General features: G+C 68.3%; 15 protein-coding genes and 1 tRNA gene. 8 read left to right on the top strand and 8 right to left on the bottom strand.

The window, feature by feature from the left end; genetic code table 11:
• Window positions 1-153: 153 nt before the first annotated feature.
• Both HPY32_RS02585 and HPY32_RS02580 read left to right on the top strand, forming a co-directional pair.
• Window positions 154-684, top strand: coding sequence for a hypothetical protein (locus HPY32_RS02585; RefSeq protein WP_156674174.1), 531 nt, complete (start codon window positions 154-156; stop codon window positions 682-684).
• A 228-nt stretch (window positions 685-912) separates the two neighbouring features.
• A complete protein-coding gene (locus HPY32_RS02580; protein ID WP_067582779.1) occupies window positions 913-1,227 on the top strand; it encodes an excalibur calcium-binding domain-containing protein in 315 nt (104 codons plus the stop codon).
• A 73-nt stretch (window positions 1,228-1,300) separates the two neighbouring features.
• Here HPY32_RS02580 and HPY32_RS02575 read toward each other — a convergent pair whose 3' ends face one another.
• Window positions 1,301-1,525 (bottom strand): DUF3618 domain-containing protein, encoded by a 225-nt coding sequence (locus HPY32_RS02575; RefSeq protein ID WP_067582776.1) that lies wholly within the window; start codon window positions 1,523-1,525, stop codon window positions 1,301-1,303.
• A 111-nt stretch (window positions 1,526-1,636) separates the two neighbouring features.
• Here HPY32_RS02575 and bcp point away from each other — a divergent pair, with 111 nt between their 5' ends.
• Window positions 1,637-2,110: a thioredoxin-dependent thiol peroxidase gene (gene bcp / locus HPY32_RS02570; RefSeq protein ID WP_067582773.1), complete on the top strand. Its 474-nt coding sequence runs from the start codon at window positions 1,637-1,639 to the stop codon at window positions 2,108-2,110.
• A gap of 159 nt (window positions 2,111-2,269) precedes the next feature.
• Here bcp and HPY32_RS02565 read toward each other — a convergent pair whose 3' ends face one another.
• Window positions 2,270-3,583: a DUF7159 family protein gene (locus HPY32_RS02565; RefSeq protein ID WP_156674173.1), complete on the bottom strand. Its 1,314-nt coding sequence runs from the start codon at window positions 3,581-3,583 to the stop codon at window positions 2,270-2,272.
• A 247-nt stretch (window positions 3,584-3,830) separates the two neighbouring features.
• On the opposite strand from HPY32_RS02565, the gene HPY32_RS02560 reads away from it, so the two are divergent.
• On the top strand, window positions 3,831-4,463 hold the full coding sequence (locus HPY32_RS02560) for a TetR/AcrR family transcriptional regulator (protein WP_373686615.1): 633 nt from the start codon (window positions 3,831-3,833) through the stop codon (window positions 4,461-4,463).
• Window positions 4,464-4,572: 109 nt separating this feature from the next.
• Here HPY32_RS02560 and acpS read toward each other — a convergent pair whose 3' ends face one another.
• Together acpS and HPY32_RS02550 are read right to left on the bottom strand one after the other, a co-directional pair.
• Window positions 4,573-4,998 carry a holo-ACP synthase AcpS gene (gene acpS, locus HPY32_RS02555; RefSeq protein ID WP_067585636.1) on the bottom strand — a complete coding sequence of 142 codons (426 nt, stop codon included), beginning with the start codon at window positions 4,996-4,998 and terminating at the stop codon, window positions 4,573-4,575.
• A gap of 161 nt (window positions 4,999-5,159) precedes the next feature.
• Window positions 5,160-14,492, bottom strand: a complete 9,333-nt coding sequence (locus tag HPY32_RS02550; protein ID WP_067582767.1) for a type I polyketide synthase — start codon at window positions 14,490-14,492, stop codon at window positions 5,160-5,162.
• 387 nt (window positions 14,493-14,879) lie between these two features.
• On the opposite strand from HPY32_RS02550, the gene HPY32_RS02545 reads away from it, so the two are divergent.
• Window positions 14,880-14,961, top strand: a tRNA-Leu gene (locus HPY32_RS02545).
• 691 nt (window positions 14,962-15,652) lie between these two features.
• Window positions 15,653-18,235 carry a helicase C-terminal domain-containing protein gene (locus HPY32_RS02540; RefSeq protein ID WP_156674172.1) on the top strand — a complete coding sequence of 861 codons (2,583 nt, stop codon included), beginning with the start codon at window positions 15,653-15,655 and terminating at the stop codon, window positions 18,233-18,235.
• Window positions 18,236-18,253: 18 nt separating this feature from the next.
• Here the strand turns inward: HPY32_RS02540 and HPY32_RS02535 are convergent, their stop codons facing one another.
• Together HPY32_RS02535 and HPY32_RS02530 are read right to left on the bottom strand one after the other, a co-directional pair.
• Entirely contained in the window at window positions 18,254-18,952 is a 699-nt protein-coding gene (locus HPY32_RS02535; RefSeq protein ID WP_156674171.1) for a hypothetical protein, read from the bottom strand.
• A complete protein-coding gene (locus HPY32_RS02530; protein ID WP_067582758.1) occupies window positions 18,942-19,496 on the bottom strand; it encodes a hypothetical protein in 555 nt (184 codons plus the stop codon). The genes HPY32_RS02535 and HPY32_RS02530 overlap by 11 nt, the downstream gene beginning before the upstream one ends.
• Before the next feature lie 275 nt (window positions 19,497-19,771).
• Between HPY32_RS02530 and HPY32_RS02525 the strand changes: the two genes are divergently transcribed.
• Together HPY32_RS02525 and HPY32_RS02520 are read left to right on the top strand one after the other, a co-directional pair.
• On the top strand, window positions 19,772-20,071 hold the full coding sequence (locus HPY32_RS02525; protein ID WP_067582755.1) for an alpha/beta hydrolase: 300 nt from the start codon (window positions 19,772-19,774) through the stop codon (window positions 20,069-20,071).
• Between the two features lie 9 nt (window positions 20,072-20,080).
• Window positions 20,081-20,836: a P-loop NTPase gene (locus tag HPY32_RS02520; protein ID WP_082870926.1), complete on the top strand. Its 756-nt coding sequence runs from the start codon at window positions 20,081-20,083 to the stop codon at window positions 20,834-20,836.
• Here HPY32_RS02520 and HPY32_RS02515 read toward each other — a convergent pair.
• Together HPY32_RS02515 and HPY32_RS02510 are read right to left on the bottom strand one after the other, a co-directional pair.
• Window positions 20,819-22,243, bottom strand: a complete 1,425-nt coding sequence (locus HPY32_RS02515; protein WP_082870925.1) for an aldehyde dehydrogenase family protein — start codon at window positions 22,241-22,243, stop codon at window positions 20,819-20,821. The genes HPY32_RS02520 and HPY32_RS02515 overlap by 18 nt on opposite strands.
• Window positions 22,243-23,334: an acyl-CoA synthetase family protein gene (locus HPY32_RS02510; protein WP_216675864.1), complete on the bottom strand. Its 1,092-nt coding sequence runs from the start codon at window positions 23,332-23,334 to the stop codon at window positions 22,243-22,245. Before HPY32_RS02510 ends, HPY32_RS02515 begins: the two co-directional genes overlap by 1 nt.
• Window positions 23,335-23,349: the final 15 nt, after the last annotated feature.

The raw sequence follows: 23,349 nt of genomic DNA, 5'->3' as shown, positions 1-23,349 counted from the left end.
TCGACTGTCAATACCGATGAACGTAATCTCTCTCATACATTTCCGCGAATCGGCGCGCGAAAACTCGGCCCGGGTGTGAAACTGTTCCCATCCAAAAGTCCCGGACAGTTTGGTAACTCGGTTCGAACGTCTGTCTTTCATAGGGGCACAACCATGTTCCGTACAATCGGATCTCTGTTCGCGACGGCAACGGCCACGATGGGACTGGTGGTCGGCATGCCACTCGCGACCGCACACGCGGACTCGCAGACCTACCACGTCTACGTCACGTCCTACGGATTCAACGACAACGACGACGGCAACGGCCACTACGGCACCGCCGTCATCGCCTACCCGCAGATCCACCAGCAGGCCACCGAGGATCTGGGCACCCACGATCGCCCGATCACCTTCGCCACCGATCCGGGCGAGCACAAACCCGGCACCATCATCTACGTCCCGCACCTGCAGAAGTACTTCATCATGGAGGACGGCTGCGCCGAATGCACCACCGACTGGCAGAACCAGAAGCGCCACGTGGATCTGTGGATGGGCCCGGCGAGCATGCAGCCCGAACCCGCGCTCGACGACTGCGAGGCGTCGATCACCGGTGACTTCGACATCATCGTCGACCCGGATCCCGGCCTGCCGGTCGATCAGACACCGATGTTCTCGGGCGGGCAGTGCACGGTCGTCACCCACTAGGCGCGCCCTCGCGTGCTGTCGTTCCTCGAATCATGGGCGAACGCAACGATTTTCCGGCCGCCCCGCCGGGCAACCGACTGGGAATCGACTGGGAAGTCGACGCGATCGCACCGCTCCAGTTGACAACGGCACCGCCCATCAGAACAGTAGACACCGCGGTCCGGGTCCGGCCACCGCGGGGAGTGCCGACCCACCGCCGTATCAACCGCAGCTGACATCGAGGACTACATGAACGTACGCAGGCTCATCGTGACCGTGGGCGCGGGATTGGTCACCCTCGCCGCCCCGATCGCCCCGACCGCACTAGCCGACGCCCCGACCATCCCGACGGGTTCGGCGGGCACCGGATCGTCGGGGATCGACGATCTCGTCGGCGCCACCGGCTCCTCCGGCCTGGCCCAGACCGGCTCCGCCGGTGGTCCGGTCTACAAGGACTGCGACGCGGCCCGCGCCGCGGGTGTGGCGCCGCTGTTTCGTGGCCAGCCCGGCTACTCCCCGCACCTGGACCCGGACGGCACCGGAATGGCCTGCCCGACGGTCTGATTCGCCCGGTGAACGACGACACCCGGTGTGGCACAGCCACACCGGGTGTTTCGTAGAACGGCGGTCCTGGCCCTCAGCGGCGGACGATCTTCACCCCGATCAGCAGCACGACCAGGGCGCCCGCGCCGATCAGGCCGTACTTCACCTTCGGCTCGTTGAGCTTCGCCAGCACGGCGTGCTTGGTCTTGTCGGCGATCCGCTGCGGATCGGCCCGCACCGCGAGCTCGTCGAGGGTGTTCGCGAGTCGATTGCGCGCGACCTCGATGTCCCGTTCGATGCTCTCGGTATTCTTCGCCACCCTTGATCTCCTGTATTCGTCGGTGTGTCGACCCTAGCCGCTGGTGGTCGAGTCTATCCGGGACCGGGATGGGCGGGTCGCTGTCACCTCTGTCGATTACCGTGCTTGGTCATGACCGAGAACCAGCGACTCAGTCCGGGCGACGCCGCCCCCGAGTTCACGCTCCCCGACGCCGACGGCAAGCCGGTGTCGCTCGCCGACTACCGCGGCCGGAAGGTGATCGTGTACTTCTACCCGGCCGCCAGCACCCCCGGCTGCACCAAGCAGGCGTGCGATTTCCGCGACAGCCTGGCGGAGCTCGGCGGGGCCGGGATCGACGTCGTCGGCATCTCCCCCGACAAGCCCGCCAAGCTCGCCAAGTTCCGCGACAACGAGAAGCTGACCTTCCCCCTGCTGTCGGACCCCGACCGCGAGGTCCTCACCGCCTGGGGCGCCTACGGCGAGAAGATGATGTACGGCAAGAAGATCACCGGCGTCATCCGCTCCACCTTCCTGGTCGACGAGCAGGGCACAATCGCCCTGGCCCAGTACAACGTCCGAGCCACCGGCCACGTCGCCAAGCTGCGCCGCGACCTGTCGGTGTAGGCGGGTTTCCGGCCAAAAGCATGCCGGAAACATGGGAGAGCACGCCGGAAGCCAATGGCCCGGCGTGCCAAACCCACGGCCCCGGCGTCCCAAACCTGGACCCGGCACGCCAAACCTATGGTCCCGGCACGCTTTTGGCCGGGACCACAGGCCACCCACTCACGTGCGAGGCGTAGTCATCCCCGATACCCACTGCATCACCAAATGCCAGTGGTTGTCCCACCAGTGGTCGAAATCGGCGGTGCCGAACTGGGGTGGGGCGGACTCGCCGGGGAACAGCAGGGCCCCGTTGGGTGCGGTGGCGGGATTCATCGGGGCCGAAGTCGCCGGGGCGGGCGCGCCCGAGCCGGGGGCGGCCTGGGCGGGCGCGGACGCGGCGGAATCGGTTTGCGGCTGCGGCTTGTCCGGAGCCTTGGCCGCCTCGGAATCCGAAGGGGCGGTGTCGCTTCCGCGCACCCCGAGGCGCTGGCCCTCGCCCGACGAGCCCCAGTTCACGGTGGCGGGGTCGACCGTCACCACGTCGGGGGCCGCGGACGAGTCCGTGTCGGCGATCGCGTCGCCGGGCGGCGGCGACGCCTCGGGCGCGGGCCCGAACTCCGGCTGCGGGAGCGGCACGGCCGCCGGGACCCGCTGGATATCGGCCGCGACGCGGGTATCGGCGTGCCGCGAGGCGGTGACCGACCGGGAGTGGTTGGCGGTGACGTAGAACCCGCCACCCACCAGGCCGCCCGCCAGCACGCTGGCCGCGGCGAACAGCGCGGCCGTACGGCGGGTCCGCCCCGACTGCTCCGGCACGGCCTCCGTCTCCTCGGCCACCTCCACCACCAGGGCGGCGCCGGCGGCCGTCGCGACGGTGGCGATCTGGCACGGCACCAGCGGCGCGCCGAAGCCGCTGGACAGCACCGTGGCCACCGCGGGCAGGCTGGCCGCCGAGCCGATCAGCACCGCCGCATCCGGCCGCACACCGGCCGCGTCGAACTGGTCCCACGCCGCCGTCGCCGCGGGGCGGATGGTCTCCTTGCTCACCGTGGCGCTGGTGGTGGTGTGGGAGGCCAGCACCCGGTCGCGCTCGGGTGCGACGAGGGTGAACGTCTGGTATCCGGGCGCCACCTCGCAGACGACCAGATGATCGAATTCGTCGGCCCAGGTCATCGCCCGGGCCAGGGCCAGGTGCGCGGTCTTGGCCGAGACCATGGAGGCGGCTCGCCACGGGCCGTCCGCCAGGCCGGTGACGATGGTCCGCCGCTCGGCCGGGTCCCGGTAAACCACTGCGGCCCCGCCGATTTCCCGGTCGGGGCCGATCTCGTCGGACAGCAGTTCCAGCACGGCCTCGACCGCACGTGCCAGATCCGACCGGCCGTCGCCGCCTATTCGCAGCGACCGTTGGACCAATACCCGGTCGGGCAGCTTGCCCTCATCGGTCAGCGCCACCGCGTGCACGGTGCCGCGCTCGGTGGAAACGCCTAAAGTCACCACGGATCGAGCTACCACAATTACGCCTTCCGCCACGTAGAGGTACGCATACTCGGTATGTGTTCGTCACCACATCCGGCGCGGATGGGTCATGACCGACAACGAAACGGCAGTCGACCGGCGCAGCCGCGTGTCATCCGCGTGTCGCTACCGCTAGCCTGAGACTGTGGTGGAAGCGCGCGCGGCAACGAGGTCGACCCGACGTCCGGATCCGGCGTTGGAGCTGCAGGACGACCCACAGGAGCTGATGCCCCGGCGCCGTCCCACCCAGGAGCGAAGCAAGCGCAAATTCGACGCGCTGCTGCAGGCGTCCCGCGAGCTCCTGGTGGAGGTCGGATTCGAGTCGTTCACCTGTGAGGAGGTGGCGGCGCGCGCCGAGGTGCCGATCGGCACCCTCTACCAGTTCTTCGCCAACAAGTACGTGATCGTCTGCGAGCTCAATAGGCAGGACCTGGTGGCGGTCTCGCAGGAACTGGCCGACTTCCACGGCGAGATCCCGTCGATGGACTGGCTGCGGCACATGAACAAGCTCGTCGACCACCTGGCCGACCTGTGGATGACCGACCCGTCCCGGCGCGAGGTGTGGCTGGCCATGCAGTCCACGCCCTCCACCCGCGCCACCGGGGCCATCCACGAGAAGGAGTTCGCCGAGGTGGTGCAGCAGATGCTGCGCCCACTGATGCCGCGCACCCCCCGCGCCCGCCGCTCGATGATGGCCCAGGTACTGGTGCACGTGGTGTATTCGATGATGAACTTCTCGGTCCAGGACGGCCTCAGCCACGAGGCCGCCGTCGGCGAACTCAAGCGCCTCATGGTCGCGTATCTCCTTGTCGCCGAAAAGGAATCACGCACCGGCGGCCAACGCGACCCCCAACTGTAGTCCCCGGCCAAAAGCCCGCCGGGGCCAACGAACGGCGGTAAGCCGGGGCCGACCGGCGGGCAAGCCGAGCCGACAATGGCGGGCAAAGCGGGGGGCGATCGGCGGGGGGCTACGGGTGGTCGATGAGGTCGGCCAGTTCGCCTGGGTCTTCCAGGACCACCATGGCGGCGGCGGTGTCGCCGTCGTGGGTGATGGAGAGGTGGACGCGGGCGCGGGGGAGGAATTCGGCGGCCAGGCCGTGGAGTTTGATGCTCGGGCGGCCCCAGGCGTCGTTCACCACCTCGATGAGGGGGTAGGGGTTGTCGCCGATCTGGGGGCGGCGGGCGAAGCGGGAGGACGCCCAGGCCTTGAGCACGGCCTCCTTGGCCGCCCAGCGGGCCGCGAAGCTGCGGGCCGGGTCGGCGCCCTTGCTCTGGCAGTACCGCCGCTCGCCCGCGGTGAAACTCTCACGGAGCATGGTGGTTCCGGCCCGCTCGAGCTGTTCGGTGAACTCGGAGATGGTCACCAAGTCCAGGCCGATGCCGAGGATCGTCACGGTGTGAAAGCTCCTCACCCTCTGGGGAAGTACTCGTCGAATCGGCTGCAACATATCAGCGCAACCCGTGTGTGCACACGAGTTGCGCTGATATGCGAGTGTGGTTTTGGGGAAGGCCCCGGCCAAAAGCATGCCGGGGCCAGGGACTACCCCGGCGGGCGTCAGGCTTCCGGCGCCGCGCTGTACACCCCGTCGGCGCTCAGCCGGGCCCCGTCGGAGAGCAGGATGTCGGCCTCCAGCTGGCGAATTCGCTTGGCGGACGTGCCTTCTCCGCCCAGGCGGCGGTCGGCGGGACGCTCGTAGAGCGGGGCGCCGCCGCACATGGCCTCGGCGAAGCGCTGGCGGCCGGTCAAGCGGCGCTCTTCGGCGCGGCGCTGGTAGTCGGCCCGGCGCTGCGGGTCGATGGCCGCCACGAACGCCTGCGGATGCACGATCGCGAGCAGGCCCGAGACGTGGCCGAAGCCGAGCGAGGTGACCAGACCGGCCTTGAGCGCGAACCGATCTCCGAACCGCAGCGGCTCACGCGCCCACACCAGGTGCGGGTACTCGGCCATCTTGTCGTCGACGCAGTCGAGGCTGCGGTTCGGCGGAACCACGCCCTGCTCCAGCACCTGGCACAGGCCGATGAGCTGGAACGCGGCCGCACCGCCCTTGGCGTGCCCGGTGAGCGACTTCTGCGAGACCACGAACAGCGGTGCGCCCGCGGACCGCCCGATCGCCGCGGCCAGCCGCTCGTGCAGCTCGGACTCGTTGGGATCGTTTGCGGCCGTGGAGGTGTCGTGCTTGGACACCACCGCGATGTCGTCCGGCGTGACGCCCAGCTTGCGCAGTTCGACCGCCATCCGGGACTCCGCGCCGCCGCGGCCCGCGCCCAGCGCGCCCAATCCCGGTGCGGGAATGGAGGTGTGCACGCCGTCGGCGAAGGACTGCGCGAAGGCCACCACGCCGAGCACCGGCAGGCCCATCTCCAGCGCCACGTCACCGCGCGCCAGCAGAATCGTGCCGCCGCCCTGCGATTCGACGAAGCCGCCGCGGCGGCGGTCGTTGGCCCGGGAGAAGTACCGGTCGCTGATGCCCTTGGCGCTCATGGCCGCCGAGTCCGCCGTGGCCGACATGTCGCCGAAGCCGACGATGCCCTCGATGCCCAGATCGTCGAAGCCGCCCGCGACCACGAGTTCGGCCTTGCCGAGCCGGATCTTGTCCACGCCCTCCTCGACCGACACCGCCGCCGTCGCGCACGCCGCCACCGGATGGATCATCCCGCCGTAGCTGCCGACATAGGACTGCACCACGTGCGCCAGCGCCACGTTCGGCAGCGCCTCCTGCAGGATGTCGTTGGCCCGCGGCTCGCCGAGCAGGTTGTCGATGTACAGCGAGCGCATCGACGACATGCCGCCCATGCCGGTGCCCTGGGTGTTGGCCACCAGCGCCGGGTGCACCCAGCTCATCAACTCGGCCGGACTGAACCCGGAGGACAGGAACGCGTCGACGGTGCAGACGATGTTCCACAGCGCGACCCGGTCGATCGAGCCCGCCATATCCGGCGAGATGCCCCACCGGGTGGGATCCCAGCCCGCCGGGATCTGGCCGCCGACGGTCCGCGACAGCTTCGCCTTGCGCGGCACCCGAATCTCGGTGCCCGCCTTGCGAATCACCCGCCAGTCGCCGCTGCCGGGCACCGGGCTGACGACCGTGTGCTCGGGATCGGCGGCGTGGAACGCGCGGGCCTCGGCCTCACCGTGGACCACGAACGTCAGATCCTTGTCCAGGAACACCGAGGTGAGCAGCGGCGCGGAGTTGTCCACCATGGCGCCGTCGTCGCCGTAGCGGCGGACGCCGCAGCGCTGCACCACCGCATCGTGATACCGGTCGGCGAGCTCGAATTCCTCGACGTAGTCCCCGGTTTCGGTGTCGTACCAGCCCGGCTTGGGGTCGTTCTCCCAGGTGACCAGGCCGGTGGTCCAGGCCAGCTCCAGCACGCCCGCCGCCGACAGCCGGTCGGAGACCTCGATCTCGAAGCGGGTGCGCGCCGACCCGTAGGGCCCGAGCTCCCCGGCGCCGACGATGACCACCATGTCGCGCAGATCCGCTGTCACCGGGCCCCATTCGGGCACCGGCAGCGCGGAGGTCTGCGTGGGCGGCGCGGGCAGGGCGGGAATGGTCCGGTCCCGGCCTTCGCCGGGAAGACGGTCGCTATCGCCGGGCAGACGGTCACCATCGGCGGACTCGTTCTCGGCGTCCTTGGCGAGCGCCGACAGGTCCAGCTTGGCGCGGGCCAGGCCGCCGGTCAGGTCGATCTGCTGTGGGCCCGAGGCGGTGATCAGGCGGGCCCGCGAGGTGCACCATTTGAGCAGCTCGTCGGCGATCTCCGGCGTGGACCAGGTGTGCACACCGGCCTTCTCGACCGCGGCGACGAGCGGATCGTTGTGGCCCATCAGCCCGGTGCCGCGCACCCAGCCGATCAGCGCGTGCACCAGGGTGACCCGCTGCGACCACGACTTCTCCACCCGCCACTTGGCCACCACCGCGTCCAGCGCCGCCTTGGACTCGCCGTAGGCGCCGTCGCCGCCGAAGATGCCGCGGTTGGGCGAACCCGGAAGCAGCACATGCAGTTTCGCGTCCACGTCGTGGTCGGAGCCGAGCGCCGACAGGCCCCCGACGAGCCGCTCCACCGACCACAGCAGCACCCGCATCTCCATCTCGGCGCGGGCGCCCGCGTCGGAGAGGTAGCCCGCCACCCGCGGCGCGGCGAACGGCAGCAGCAGCGTCGGGGTCATCGCGGGCTTCACGAGAACCTTGGCGCCACCGGCATTGTCGGACTGCTCGTTGCCGACCCAGTCGATCAGCGCGTCGATGTCCTGATACGAGGCCATGTTCGCGGGCACCACCCACAGCGCCGCGCCGTGGCGGGCGTGCTCGCGGTAGAGCCGCTTGTAGAAGCCCAGCCGTCCGTCGTCCAGCTTGGAGGTGGTGACCACGACCGTGGCGCCGCCGCCGAGCAGGCGTCCGGCGACGGCCGCCGCGATGGAACCCTTGCTCGCGCCGGTGATCACCGCGATATCCGAGGACCAGGCCCCGGCCTCGGCGGTGGTCGCGGCCGCGGCGATGCGTTCGTACGCCCCGGCCAGCACCGAGCGGGCCTCCGACATCGCCCGCGCACGCCACCAGTTCGCCTGCGCCGCAACGGCATCGCCCGCGCCGAGGTAGCCGTCGACCGGCAGGTCGGCGACGTCGGCGTCGTTGCCCAGCCACAGCCGGGCCAGATCCTCGCGGGCGGTGGCCCAGCGGTCGTCGATCAGCACCGCCTTGCGCCCGTCGAACACCGGCGCCACCAAACGCGGCCAGTCCGAACCCAATTCGGCCGAGACCAGGTCGACCAGCGACTCCTCGGTCGCCTCCGGCGCGGTCGCCTCGTCGGCGAGGCCGAGCTGCTCGAGCACGACCCGCGCCGCGGTGGCCAGCACGCCGTCGCGGCCGGTGATCTGCTCGGTGAACTCGCCCAGCGCCGCGGCGTCGACGGTGGCGCCGCCGCCACCACCGGCCGCGGGCAACGCCACGCTGACACCGCGCCGGGCCGCGACCGCCTGCACGGCCGCGTCGATCGCGGAGTCCACGGCCGCGCCGTCGGCGAGACCGCCCGACACCAGGCCGCCCAGATCGCCGCCGCGCACGCTGGCGCCCTCGCGGGTGCCCAGCGACACCTCGGCGGTGACGTGGTGGGCCCAGCCGTCGCCGAGCTGCCAGACCTTCTTCACGCGCTCGGCGACCGCGGCCGGGCGCCTGCCCGACGGGCCGAACACCTTGCGCAGGTGGTCGTTCACGGCGTCGGACAGCACCGAGCCGAACGGCTTGTAGGTGCGGGCCAGGCGCTCGACGGTGACCGACAGCGCGCCCATGTCCGCGTCGGCGGCGCCGTCGATGGCGCCCAGCGACAGCTCGGAGCCGAGGTCCACCAGCAGCTGGTTGCGGCGCGAGGACACGCCGTCGCACAGGCCCTCGATGGTGTCCACCGGGCCGATCTGGTCCAGCCGCAGCTTGGTCCACAGCGCGATCAGCACGCGGGTGGCGTCGGCGGCGGTGAACGGGATGTCGTCCGGGCGCGGGCCTGCCGCGGCAGCGGGGGCGGCGACCGGGGCGGCCGCCGGGCTCGCGGCGGCCGGAACCGCCTCGGCCACAGTCTCTTCCGGCTCGTCGACCACGGCGGGATCGGTGTCGGTGGAGTACACCACACCGGCCTCGCGCTCGATATTGAGCACCTCCACCTTGGCGGTGGCGAACTGCGGCAGCTTGAGGGTGTTGGCGGCCAGGTTGGCGACGGTCGGCGTGGCGGCCAGGCCGATCTCGACGAACCGCTCCACGCCCAGCCCGCCGTCGGCGACATCGCCGAACAGCAGGTCCTGGGTCTCGATCCAGCGCACCGGGCTGGCGAACTGCCAGGCCAGCAGCTCGATCAGCACCACCCGGCACAGCTCGGCCGGGCGCGCCGCCCAGTCCTCGAAGTCGGCCAGCACCCGGGCCAGCGGCTCGGAGGGCACGTACGCGGCGATCTCGGCGATGAAGTCGCGCTCCAGCGAGAACGGCCGCGGCACCAGATTCGGAATGTAGCGTCCGGCAAGGACTTCCGGGTGCAGGTTCTGCGGCAGCAGCTCGTCGAGCTTGTGCCGGAACTCGGGAACGCCCTTGCGCAGCACCGTCGAATGGAACGGCACATCGATGCCGGGCACCAGGATGAACGCTCGCTTGCCGCCGAATTCCGCACGGCGGCGCTCGATGTCGGCCTCCAGCTCCTCGAGCCCCTTGACCGTGCCCGCGATCGCATACTGGGCGCCGCGCAGGTTCAGGTTCACAACCTCGAGGAATTCACCGGCCCGCTCGGCCATGGCCGCCACGTAGTCGACGACCTCGGCGTCGGGCAGCCCGATCTGCGAGGGCCGGATGGCGGCCATCCGATAGTCGCTGCGGCCCTGGGCATCCCGCGGCACCAGCTCGTGCATGGCCGAGCCGCGCTGGAACACCACCTCGAGCACCGCCTCCAGCGGCAGCACCCCGGCGACCGCGGCCAGCGCGTTGTACTCGCCGACCGAATGCCCGGCCAGCATGGCGCCCTCCACGAACGCCCCGGCCTCGCGCAGCTCGGCCACCTGGGCCACGCCGAGGGTCGCCATGGCGACCTGGGTGAACTGGGTCAGGTGCAGAACCCCCTGCGGGTGGCGGTATTCCACGCCGCGCGCCTTGAGGTAGGTCGGGTTGTCGCGGACCACGGCGAGGATGGAGAAGCCGAGCGCCGCGCGGGTGTGCTTGTCGGCGCGGTCCCAGACCTGCTTGGCCGCCTTGGACCGCGACCGCGCGTCCAGGCCCATCCCCTTGGTCTGAATGCCCTGTCCGGGAAAGGCGTACACGGTCTTCGGCGCGGCCAGCCGCCCGGTCGCGGTCATCACCAGATCGCCGCCGGTGCGGCAGGACACCTCCACGATCTCGCCGCCGCGGTCGACCGCGATCCGCTCGACCCGCACGTCGATGTCCGCGCCCGGGCGGACCATGCCGAGGAAGCGGGTGGTCCAGGCGGTGAGAGTCCGTGCGGGCAGCGCGGATTCGGGGTCCACCGCCGAGACCACGTGCTGCGCGGCGGCCGACAGCCACATGCCGTGCACGATCGGGCTGCCCAGCCCGGCCAGCTTGGCGGCGGAATCGCTGGTGTGGATCGGGTTGTGGTCGCCGGACACCTCGGCGAAGGCCGCCATGGCCCGCGGCGCGGTGACGGTGACGTCCCGGCGCCGCCGCCGCGGCGTGTCCTGCGCCTGCTCGGAGACCGTGCCCGCGGCGCGCGGCGGATCGGCGAGCACGCCCTCGCCGTTGCGGCCGCGAATCGCGAAGCGCTCCACCAGTGTCGCCACCGCCGGGGTGTCCAGGCCGTGGTCGCGCATGACGCCGACGGTGACGCGCACCTCCACGACGCGGCCCATATCGGTGTCGACCACCGCGCCGGATTCCGCGCGCACGGTGAGAACCGCGTGGCTGTCCGGCAATTCGTGCATCAGCTCGATGCGGTGGTCCAGGTGCACCAGGTCGAGCATGCCCTCGATGACGCTGGCGCCGTCGTCGGTCCGGGCGGCGCCCAGCACCGCGAACACCGCGGGCCAGCAGGCGCCCACGAGCACGTCGGGCACGGTGCGGCCGATGGTGCTCAGCGTCGGCGGCAGGCCCGCGCCGGTGACGCCCGCGTGATCGGCGATGAGATCCGGCGTCCACGCGAGATTCACGTGCGCGACGTGAATTCCGCCCGCGGACTTGACCTCCGGCAAGGTGCGACCGGCGGCGACGGCCAGCAGCGCGGACATCGCCTCCTCGGCGTCGGCCTCGGTCACCACCGGCGCACCGCCGTTGTACACGGAGGTGGGCACGGTCATGCGGATGCGCACGGCGTCGCGGCCCAGCAGCGGCACCGTCAGTTCCACGTAGGCGTGGTCGGTGTCGGGGCCCTGGGTGGGGGTGAGGGTGGCGCCGGTCGGCGGGTGTACCGCGCCCTTGTCGTCGACGGTCCATTCGAAGCGGTCGCCGAGGCGGTGGATCGGGTTGACCGTGGTGCGGCCCGCCCACGCCACATCCGGTGCGGCGAGCACGATGTCGATGATGCCCGCGGTGACCTCGGCGCGGCGGCGGCCGTCGACCGCCTTCGGGGTGACGCCGTCGCGCATCAGCGCGAAGGCGGTGTTCTGCTCGAACCGGTCCAGCAATTCGCCGACCGGCTCGTCGGCGCGGGTGATCCCGGCGACGGACACCGTGCCCGGGATGACGCACACCTGGTCGGCCGAATAGCGCGGATCGTGGGCCTGCCACAGCGAATCCGAGCGCCACCAGCGGCGCACGTCGCGGTCGACGACCGGCACGAAGTTCACCGGCTTGCCCGGGGTCTTGCACAGCGCCACGAAGAACGACACATCGGCGGGGTGCAGCACGGTCTCGGCGGCATCCGGGTAGTGCTCGGCCAGCGCGGTCAGCGCCTCCGCGGGATCCTCGAACGCCTCGTCGTCGGCGAACAGGGTCGGGATCTCGCCGCGGTCGGCGGGGTGCAGGCGGGATTCGGTGCGGCGCATCATCTCCGCGAACCGGTCGCGCCAGGTGATGTCCAGCCACACCGAGCGGGTGGCCTCGGTGATGGCGTCGCCGAGGTCGGTGCCGCAGTCGAAGTCGCGGCGGCGGTCCAGGCCCACGGTCAGTTCGACGTAGCGCCGCAACCATTCCCGGTAGGTCATGGCGGCCACATCGCCGAAATACGGCTTGGCCGTGCGGTTCAGGGCCTCGATGATCTCCTCACGGCGGGCGGCGACGGCGTCGGCGTCGCCGGCGACCTCGTCGAGCAGTCGCCCGGTGCGCGAGGCGGAGTTGTCGATCTCGTGGATGTCGGCGCCCAATTGGCTACGGCCGGAGGCCATTCCGCCGGTGGCGGTGCCCGCGGCGACCCAGTCGGGGGTGCCGGGGGTCTGCACCAGCAGCCGCTTCACCTCGGGGGCGGTGGTGGCCTCCAGGGTCGCCATGGCGGCGGTGCCGACCAGCACGCCGTCCAGCGGCATGGCCGGATAGCCGTGTGCCACCGACCATTCGCCGGTCAGGTACTCGGTGGCGCGCTCGGGCGTGCCGATGCCGCCGCCGACGCAGACGATCACGTTCGGCCGGTTGCGCAGCTCGGCGTAGGTCTCGAGCAGCAGGTCGTCGAGGTCCTCCCAGGAGTGGTGCCCACCGGCCCGGCCGCCCTCGATGTGGGTGATGACCGGATAGTCCGGCACCTCGTCGGCGATCCGCAGCACGGCCCGGATCTGGGCCACCGTGCCGGGTTTGAATGCCACGTGCTCGATGCCGATCTCGGTGAGCTCGCCGATGAGCGCGACGGCCTCCTCGAGCTCCGGAATGCCCGCGGTGACGACCACGCCATCGAACGGTGCGCCCGCGGCGCGGGAGCGCTGCACCAGGCGCTTGCCGCCCAGCTGCAGCTTCCACAGGTACGGGTCGAGGAACAGCGAATTGAACTGGACCGCGCGGCCCGGGTGCAAAAGCCGCTTCAGCTCGGCCACCCGGTCGGCGAAGATCTGCTCGGTGACCTGGCCGCCACCGGCGAGCTCCGCCCAGTGGCCCGCATTCGCCGCGGCGGCAACGATCTTCGCGTCGACGGTGGTCGGGGTCATGCCCGCCAGCAGGATCGGCGAGCGGCCGGTCAGGCGGGTGAAGGCGGTCTCGACGACGATGCGGCCGTTGGGCAGCCGCACCGGCTGCGGCGCGAACGCCGACCACGCCGGGGCCACCTCGGGGGCCGCGCCGGGGGTGAACAGGTTGCGCTGCCCGGGCCGGGTCGAGGCGGCGACGATGCCGACCCCCGTGCCGCGCAGCGAGCCCTGGGTGAGCCGGGAGAGCAGGTCGCCGGGGCCCAGGTCGAGCACCCAGTGCGCACCGGCGGCGACGGCCGCCTCGACGGTCCCCACCCAGTCGACCGGGTCGACGAGGATGGCGCGGGTCAGCCGCGCGGCCGTGTCGGCGTCCACGCCGCACTGATTCGCCCAGCCGACAACGAGATCCACGGTGTCGGTCAGGGCGGGGTGGTGGAAGGCGACCTCGACGTCGACGTCCTCGAACACCGGCGCGAACACCGCGCCGCCGCGCCGCTTGGCGTCCCGGTCGCGGGTCTGCTCGGCATTGATCTCCGCGCAGCGGCGGCGCACCCGTTCCAGCTGGGTCACGGTGCCGGAGAGCACCGCGCGGCGGCGGCCGTTGCGGATCGAGACCACCACGGCGGCTTGGGCATCCACGCCCTGCGACACCTCGGCGACGACCTCGCGCAGCTGCTCGGGGTCGACGTTGGACACCGCCACCATGGGCGAGCGCTCCCCCACCGGGATCAGCCCGCGGCGTCGGGCCACGAGAGTGGCCGCCGCGCCGATCATCTGGGCCAGCGCGAGCAGTTCGGCGTCGCGCGCGCCGTGCGTGCGGGCGGCCTCGGCGGCCAACAGGCCCTGGGAGTGCCCGATCATGGCGACGGGTGCGTGCGCGGCCGGGTCCAGGCCCTGTAGGCGCAGCGCGCGCAGCGCGGCGACCTGGGTCAGGAACACGCCGGGCATCGAGACGGCGGCCGATCGCAGCACCTGCTCGGGCGGGGCGGCCGACACCTCACCGGCGTCGGGGTCGGCGAGGTCGTCCTCCAGCATCCAGGCGACGGGGTCGAAGCCGACCGGGCGCACCACCAGCAGCTGCGCCGCGATCGGCTCCAGCTTGGCGGCGGCCTCGTTGACCAGTGCGGTCAGCTCCGGTTCCAGGGCGCTGTCGCGCCCGATCTCCTCCAGCTCGCCCAGCCAGCGCGCGCCCTGACCGCCGAAGGCCAGGGCATAGGTCTCCCCCGCCAGCAGGCGATCCAGCAGCGACGATTTGATCCTGTTGTCGGTAGCTCCCCCGGCTACCCGTGCTACCCGTGCGCGCGATCCGGCCCCGGTGCTCTCGTTGATCGTCAAGAGTTTCGACTTCCTTCTCGTGGCGGCACGTCCCTCCTGGGAGCCGCTCCCTCGTGCACAGGCGTCCCTCGCCCCTGAGGACCTGATGAAGGCCGAGGATCGCACAAAATCATGAGGAAATCCTCACGTTTGGCCCCGCATCTAGGGGCCTACCCGCCGGTATTCAGGTACGTCCGTACCAGAATCTTCTGAAACATGACCCTCCCTCACGTTTGAAGCCGCTGGTCTCACGCCGTTACCCACGCGTAGAAAAGTTGAGGGCCCCTCACATTGACCGTTACGCTATTGTTATAACCGCAGGTGGTGTTACTCATGAGTACAAAACACGACCGCCGGACTTCGCGAACCCGGTCAAGCCCGGTAGAGTTTGGACGGTCGTACCATCACGCGCGAGTGGCGGAATTGGCAGACGCGCTGGATTTAGGTTCCAGTGTCCTCGGACGTGGGGGTTCAAGTCCCCCCTCGCGCACAGATATTCGTCATCGGTGACACCATCGAAGACGGCATCCCTCACAGTCGACTCACTGTCCGACGCCGGGCCCCAGACATCCTCGGTACGGCCCGGCTTCCGCCGTCGTAGATGGGGATCTCCCCACCGATCTCATTGACATCACCCCAGTGTCACCGACCTTCAACGAGGTAAATCCCAGAGTTCGCGGCAGCCTCGATCCGGGACACCGCGCACCTGCGAGACACTTCCGGCAACTGGAAACCCGTGAGGAACACGACGATTGGACGAGCCGTCAAGCCCGACACGGAGGAGATGGCTCGCGCGGTCCAGGCCACTGCCCGCACGAACCGGGCCTCACACGACGGTACCTACGGCAAAGCCCCCGAACCACGGCGACCTACGTCGAAGCTGAACTCCTCGTAGTCGCCGCCACCCCGGTCCGTCGGTGATCCGGTGCCGCGACTGCCTACCCCGAATACCGGCGCATGGCCGTGCTCCCGCCCGGCGCCCTGCACACACTGCTGGCACGACCTGCACGCACTGCTGCCCGCGCCGACCGGAGCCCGAGAGACTGTGGCAGACGTGTCACGTTCACGTACTCGAGCAACATGCCCTGGCCACCAAGGGACTCGGCCCGCAGCTGGCCGCAACCCACTGCGATCGGCCCAATCTCTGGAATACCCATCCGTCCTGAGGCACGCTTGATCAGGTGGCCCCTCTAAACTTCGATGAGCGCCTCGGCAAGCTGGCATCGGAACAGTTTCGGACGCTGCGGCCCGCGCAACGCTACGTCCTGGATAAGTTCGCCGAACTCGACCACGCCGCAGTGTCCGATATCGGCATCGAGCTACCGACTGGTGAGGGCAAGACCCTCATTGCGCTCCTGATCGCAGATTGGGCGCTGGATCTGGGCATGTCTGTCGCATACCTCACGGGCACCAAACAGCTGGCTGCGCAAGTACAAACCGAGGCGGGTGGGCTCCCCGGAGTCGATGTTCACCGTTTCGAGGGACGTCGATACCTCGGTGCCGAGATGGACGACTACCACCAGGCTCAAGCAGTCGGTGTAATGAACTACTGGGTCTACTTCAACAGCAGCCCCAAGGTCGAGCCGGCCGATCTCGTGATCCTCGACGATGCGCATCTGGCCGAGCAACCGCTCGCCGGCATGTTCACCCTTAGGGTGCCACGCGAAGCCGGTGGTGGGATCGACCTATATCGGGAACTCTGCGATCTCGTCCTACACCACGCCGGGAACGCCTATCCCACCCTGAAAGCGCTCCGGGATGGCACAACACCGTCCGGGAGCCCGCCGGAGCTGATCGCGTTCAACGACTGGTCGACGGTGGTCGAGGGCGCGATCGAAACCATCGACCGTTCGCCGGTCGTCGCCAAAGGGTCTTCTGGATACTTCGCGTGGCAGAAAGTTCGAACTCATCTGTCCCGGTGCGGAGTCCTGGTGGGGCCTTCCAGCATCGAGATCCGGCCCTACCACCCTCCAACGCAAACTGTCCCCGGCTATGCAAAGTCCAAACTGCGCATCTACCTCTCCGCTACGCTCGGACAGCCAGGAGACCTCCAGCGTCGTCTCGGCGTACGTCGCGTAACGGTAATCGAAACACCCGTCGAGCTTCGGAAAGCCTCTACTGGTCGTCGTGTCCTACTGATCAGCCCGTTGACGGATGAATGGTCGAAAAACGAAGCGTTGGAGTTTGCTTTCGACCAAGCAACGGCCGCGCGCGAAAGCGGACCGGGTCGCGTCGCATGGCTATGTGCCAGTAACTACGAGGCCGACAAGCTCGAAGGCGAATTACGAGAGCGCAACTCTACTGTGTATCGCCTGATCTCGGGCGAGGATACGCAATTGGAAGCCTGGCGTAATTCCGTCGGCGGCCACCTGGTTACTGCGGGCCGATTCGATGGCATGGACTTCCCCGATGAAGTCTGTCGCTTGGTTGTGATACCTACTGTGCCCGCCGCCTCCACCGAGTTCGAACGCTTCGTCGTCGCGTACTTGAGCGATGCCACCTTCATGCGGCACCGGGTTGGCCAGCGAATTACACAGGCACTCGGACGAGCAAACCGTACCGAAACAGATTCAGCTCTGTATCTCGGATTGGACCCCGCATTCGCCAGTACCCTCGCCGAGAGCGCAGTACGTTCGTCACTCGGCACAGATGTTCAGTCGATCGTTCGATCGGCACTCGAACTGCATGGCTCAGGTTGGGAAGCAGTAAGTGCAGCTGCCACTGAGTTCTGGCAAACGCACCGCACAATATCGACAGTTAGCTCCAGCGAAGGCGACCCGGCGGAGCGGCGGCGACCGGGCCGAGCTGCCGAAAGCTCGACTACCGATAGTTCCGACGATGAGGTCGAAGCGATAACCAGCCTATGGATTGGCAACTTCACCTCAGCCGCGAACCATGCGGCCGCGGCATCGGATAGTCTACGCGCAAGCCGCGAGCCCGAGCACAGTGCTTTTTGGCGCTACGTGCAGGGCCACGCCCTATACCTAAAAGGTGGCGATGCGGCTGTTTCCGCCGCACGAGACGCGATTTCCAAGGCGATAGAGTCGGCACCCCGGACCGCGTGGTTCGTACGTCTCGGCCGCACTGTCTCAGAATTGGACGGACTACAATTAACACCCACCGAACACGATGCCTTATTCCTGGAATGGGATCACTGGATCCGAGAGGTCGGAGCAGACAAGCTTCGGGCTCGATTGGCCCGGGCACAACGGAAACTGACTGGGAGTCACGATGAAAGAGCAGAAGCACTAGAGGTTCTCGCCTCACTGTGCGGCGCATCAGGCAGCCGCCCTTCCGGACAGAGCGCCAGCGATGCGCTGTGGGTGTGGGCAACGCCCCGCAAGGGCCATCGCAGGGTGTGGGAGATCAAGACCGGCACAGGACCAGAATCTGTTCCCCGCGACGATGTAAATCAATTACTCGGGCAGGTCAAAGAGGAGGAGAGAAAGCATCCCACAGCGAGGGTTTTCGGTTGTCTGCTGACTGTTCTGACCGATGTTGCTCCTGATGCCGCCGCTGCCAGCTCAGATCTCGTACTTCTTCACAGCGACGCCATCGAGGCACTTTTTACCGAGATGACCGATCGCTTTTCGATCTATCTATCTGCCTATGGGACAGGCACTACAGCAGAGCGCGGAGCAGCCAGGGCTGCTATGGAGAAGCAGCTTCCGAATCGCGATTGGTTGTCTCGGCTCCTGTCACCCAGCGGAGGCCGACTATTGCGACGTCAGGATGTCCTCAGCACGTTCAACACGCACCGCTGAACGATCACAACCGTCACGCTAGATCACAGTCGACGGCGCATACTTGCTGAGATAGCTCTTGAATGTCTTGCGGATCTCCGCCTGAAGGTAGCCGGCCTGCGGCGAGTTCGGTACGACATTACTTTCGAACTCGCGATTGCGCGCATCAAGATATCTCGTCAGGCTGGGTGAACTCGTATTGGAGACAAAGATTTCGCTCTGAGTTCGAATATCGGCGCGCAAGCCTTCGAAGTTCCGCGCCAAACCGATCCCCAAATTTGACACATAGTATTTGCATTCGACCACAAGGACAGCCTGACTGCCCCGCGGCGCAATCTTCTGTGCGCGACTGATCGCAGCCTCCTGAGCCGGCAGCACCAAGACATCACACTCGTGTAGCACCCTGGAGGAGCCCTGCACATATACCCCCAGATGCACCTCGAGGGCGGGCGCACCGTTGAATTCGATTACCGCATGAGTGAATGGCCGACTGTCACCATAGAGCTGCCCCGGGCTGGTACGGAATACAAGTTTGCCCGTACTCGCACCATAGACATTTTCGTAGCGCACACTGGCACCATGTCGGCTTGCAGTACCCACAATCAGCGCGAAAACAAAACCTTCGTAGACATCGGGCGGGTCCGAAGCGGAGTTATACGAAATGTCTCCGGCCTCCAGGAGCGTTCCGATCTCGGCAACCAGTTGTGTAAGGGCATTCGGCATCGAATCAGCGGTCACGTTCAACCTCACGGGTAGCTGCGGCGAAAAGGGTGTCCAGCCGCTGACGTCGCGCATCAGGCAGTCGATCGCCGAGGATAATCGAAGTCCGGCGGCGTGGCCGGGGCGTTTCTTCCGGTTCGAACACAACTCCTTCAACTTCGCTTCGCGAACCCTCGTCACTCTCAGGGACAGTCCGCAGCGTCTTCAGTGTCTCGATCTCAATGTACGGCAACTCGACCAACACCCGCCGGAGCGCTTCGAGGAGGACCCGCACACGTTCCTGGTCCGTCATGGCGCGCGTAGCGATCACCAGCGTTGCGCCCCGACCGGATGTCCCAGGCTCCGCGCTTGCTAATGCTCGGTCCACCACCTCGTACTTCGTAGCCTCGGCCGCTCTACCGGCAGATCCACCGACCTGCTGCTGTCGGCGGCGGAGCACCTTCTCCTCGGGGACACCGGCTGCAATCGCAGCATCGACTTCGTCGAGCACCCACTCGAGGCCGGTCCCGACGATCACCGAGCGTATCTCAGACTCTGCGGCTAGCAGTTCCTCCGGACTCACCTTTCCCCTTCGCTGCTCACTACGTGTCCCGTCAGGGTCGGCTCGACCGATAAACAAGCATGCTACGGTTGCACATCATTGTCTGCCAACAAGGCGCAGAAGCGCTACCTTGCACACGAGTTCAGACCTCGCCGAAAGATCTCGACCGCACTCGATACTCGATGCCGACGGAGCCGCGACAAAGCACCGGTGGCCCCTTGTGAGACCTGGACCGTCCCCAAGATCGACAGTCGGCGCTCGCCGATCCGGTCGGCTTCATCGAGTCCGACGGCCAGATGGTCTTCGACGAGATCCAGCGCGTTCCCGAACTGTTGCTGGCGATCAAGGTCGCCGTGGATGCCGATCCACCCAACGCCACGCATGCACACACCCTCATTCTGGGCACCACCACCGACCCGATTACGCCGTATCCCGCAGCCGTGCGGGCACAGCAGCTGGTGTCCGGCAGCATCCTGCTCACCCGCAACGGTGTCGGACACGGCGTGTACGGGCGCGACCCGGGTATCACCGCTGCCGCCGACCAATATCTGCTCGCGGCAAGACCTTCGACTACCCTCGGGATACCGGATCGGTAGCGTGACAGAGTGACAACACCCTCCTTTGCCACTCCCGTCGTCGCGGTGGCCAGCGGTAAGGGCGGCGTCGGCAAATCCAGCATCGCGCTCACCCTGGCCCGGGCCCTCACCGGCAGCGGGCTGCGGGTCGGCCTGGTCGACGCCGACGTGTACGGTCCCGACATCCCGCGCATGGTGGGCCTGCGCCGCGATGTGCCGGCCAAGTCCCTGCGCATTGTCGACTTCACCAGCCGCGAGCCCGATCTCGAGGCCGTCGAAATCGACGGCATCCAGATCGCCTCGGCCGGATTCCTACTCGCCGGCACCCAACCCTTCGCCGCCGGAACCGATTTCGCCGAACTGCTGCTCGCTCGCCTGATTACCCGTACCCGCTGGGAGGACCGCCAGCTCCTCGTCGTCGACCTGCCTCCGGGTACCAATGATCTCGGACGGGCATTACCGCGCATGGCCGAGCGTGTCGCCGTCCTGCTCGTGGTCACCCCCGCCGAAGTCTCCCATCTCGACAGCCACCGTCTCGTCACCGTGCTCGAACGCTTCGAGATCCCCATCCTCGGCGGCGTGGAGAATATGGCCCATCTGTCCTGCCCCCACTGCACCTGCCGCATCGACCTGCACCCACCGACCCCGTCCGACCGCACCATCTGGAGCCGCGGAATCACGAAGCTCACCAGCGTGCCGTACCGGCCGGGCGCCACACCCGCGCCCACCGACCTCGACGCTGTGACCGGAGCGGTGCGCGACTACTTATCACTCAACGGTCGATGAAGTCGGAAGTTCGGCTCCTGAGCGGGTGAGTAATGTCTTGCCGTCGAACAGGAATTGGGTGAGCAAGCCCTCGTGGGGCAGCGACGGGCTGGTCCACCATGGTGCGGTCGGGCCGACGACGACCTTCCGGATGCTGGTGTCGGCCAAGGCTGCTCGCGATAGCTCCTCGTCGTCGTCGAGTAGCACTGCGACCAACGTGTCGCGGAGCAATCTCATGCGCACCCGCACCGGGGCTTCGGCGGGCCACGGGGCCAGCACGACGAAAGGAAAGCGGTGCTCGGTGCCGATCAGCGGGTGGGTGGGCGTCGATACCGACAGGACGCGGGGTCGCAGTACCGCCGAACCGGGACCGACCTGCTCGACGGTGCGGTCGTCGTACAGCGGTGCCGAATGGTCGCGTACCGACGGCCCGTAGCGACGGATCACGGCGTCGATGGCCGACGCCTCGGCCATCGACACGCCCGGTAGCACCGCGTTCTGATCGGTGGGGTGCAGCACCGGCAGCCGGGACAGCCGGTGCGCCAACGCATCTGCGACCGTCGCGGGATCGTCCGGGGTGTAGACGGCCGAGATGTTCATGCAGCGTAGCCCGCCGCCCTCCGCGACGGCGTCCTCGAGATAGTCCAGGGTATCGGCGGTCACGCGGGTGCCGGTGACAACCTTGGAACGCCCCGGGCCGTGGACGGACACCCGCGGATCGCGTGCGTAGCGGCGAACGAGCTGCGGGCCGCCGAAACACAATGCGAGGTCGGCCGACCGGACCAGGTGATCAACGGTGCCGTGGCCGGTGGGCAGCAACGCGATTCGGTCGCCGAGTCCGGCGTCGGTCATCGCGGACACCAGCCGACGACCGGTGTAGGGATCCGCGGCGCCGGGACGCAGCGCGACGCGGTAGCCGCAGGCCAGCACGAACATGGTCAGGGTATAGGTGGCCGGATGATTGCTCGGCGCGATGACCGTGAGCACGCGGCCGCGCGGCACCCAACGCATCTCCGCGGTCACCCCGCCGCGATGCATCACCGTGCCGACCTCCGCGGGCCGTTGATGTCGCAACGCCAACGGCAATGCGCCACCGTACGAACCGACCGTGGCCAGCGTCAGCTCCCCGATATGTACCGACGCCCCGGATACGGCCGACAACATCGCGCAATATCGATCCGGTGACACGCCGTCGAGATCGTCGCAGCCGAACAACCGACTGGCCTCGGCCACACCCTCCAGCAACTCGTCGGGCGGAAGATCGCCCACCTCGCGCAGCGCGGCGATCGCCACGTCCACCAGCAGTGGCGGCGCCTCGTGCAACCACCCGACCACCTCGCCATCGATGGTGCGAATCGGGTTGCGGTCCAACGATATCCGGCTCACACCGCCGTAATGGAGCAGTACCGACGCATCGGAGGAGTCCATCAGTACACACCTTCCACATAGGCTCCGTCCGAATAGGCCCCTCCCCCGTACTCGCCGTACGCCTCATAGCTTCCATTCGCGTACGCCCCGCCCGGCGCATACGGGCCGGGCGAAGACGACGCGGCGTCGGTGCGATCGGCATCGGCCATGTTCAGCTCGTCGGGAGAACACGGCCGCACGTCGGCCAGGTCGTCATCACCGTTGACGCGCGCGACCCGGATCGCGCTGTCACGCTCTAACATGTTCGGCAGGAACATGTCACGGGTCAGACGGTGCACCCGGACACGGCCGCGCGCGCCATAGGCAACCGGCCGGGTGGGATCGGCGAAGTCGACCACATCGACATGGGCGCGAGGGTAGAGCGAGCGGAATACGCACCGTGCGGGATCGTCGTCGCCCCGCGGACGCTGCATCGTGGCCCCCATCATGGTGTTGCCGTACTGCCCGGCGAACGTGATGCCGGGGAAGATATCGGCTTCCAGTAGCCGCAGCGTCTCCGGGCTGATGCTGGTGCCTGCCCACATGATGGCGGACACTCGATCCAATCGCCGAACCAGCCGAGTCCGGCGAGCCGCGGCGATCAGGATCGGTGGGGTGAAGACCGCGGTGGCGATCCGCTGGTCCTGCAGGATGTCATGGGCCTGCTCCACGATATGCGCGACGTAGGCTTCGGCGACCGAGTGCTGCCCGGCGCGCAGCGCCTGTTTGACCCAGCGCGGATCGAAGTCCAGCGACAGCACCGCACCCGCGCGCAACCGGGCGACCCGAGCAACGATGTACGCCATGACATGTGGGCCGGTCGGCCCGACATACAGCCAGTTACCCTGCTCCGGGAACGCATGCTCGTCGAGTGCCGCATTCGTCGCCGTCGCTTCCTCGTCCCAGGCGGTGAAATCGACGATCCGCTTGGGTCGTCCGGTCGTGCCCCCCGATTCGAATACCCGCGGCGTCCCCTCTCGGATGCCTTTCGGTACCAGCTGTTCCACTCGCACATCACGCAGATCCGACGAGACGTCCGGAAACCGAACCAGGTCGGCCACGCACCGCACGTCGCTGCGCGGATCGAAATCCAACGACTCGGCCTTCGCCAACCAGAACGGGCTACC

It is taken from the genome of Nocardia terpenica (assembly GCF_013186535.1).
GTDB lineage: Bacteria > Actinomycetota > Actinomycetes > Mycobacteriales > Mycobacteriaceae > Nocardia > Nocardia terpenica.
The sequence above is the reverse complement of the archived record's forward strand: the minus strand, read 5'-3'. Positions and strand labels throughout refer to the sequence as shown.

What these genes read in the sequence shown, in the direction of transcription:
- HPY32_RS02585 (WP_156674174.1), top strand. Translation starts at nt 154, where the DNA reads ATGTTCCGTACAATCGGATCTCTGTTCGCGACGGCAACGGCCACGATG.
- HPY32_RS02580 (WP_067582779.1), top strand. Translation starts at nt 913, where the DNA reads ATGAACGTACGCAGGCTCATCGTGACCGTGGGCGCGGGATTGGTCACC.
- bcp (WP_067582773.1), top strand. Translation starts at nt 1,637, where the DNA reads ATGACCGAGAACCAGCGACTCAGTCCGGGCGACGCCGCCCCCGAGTTC.
- HPY32_RS02560 (WP_373686615.1), top strand. Translation starts at nt 3,831, where the DNA reads ATGCCCCGGCGCCGTCCCACCCAGGAGCGAAGCAAGCGCAAATTCGAC.
- HPY32_RS02525 (WP_067582755.1), top strand. Translation starts at nt 19,772, where the DNA reads ATGGTCTTCGACGAGATCCAGCGCGTTCCCGAACTGTTGCTGGCGATC.
- HPY32_RS02515 (WP_082870925.1), bottom strand. Translation starts at nt 22,243, where the DNA reads ATGGACTCCTCCGATGCGTCGGTACTGCTCCATTACGGCGGTGTGAGC.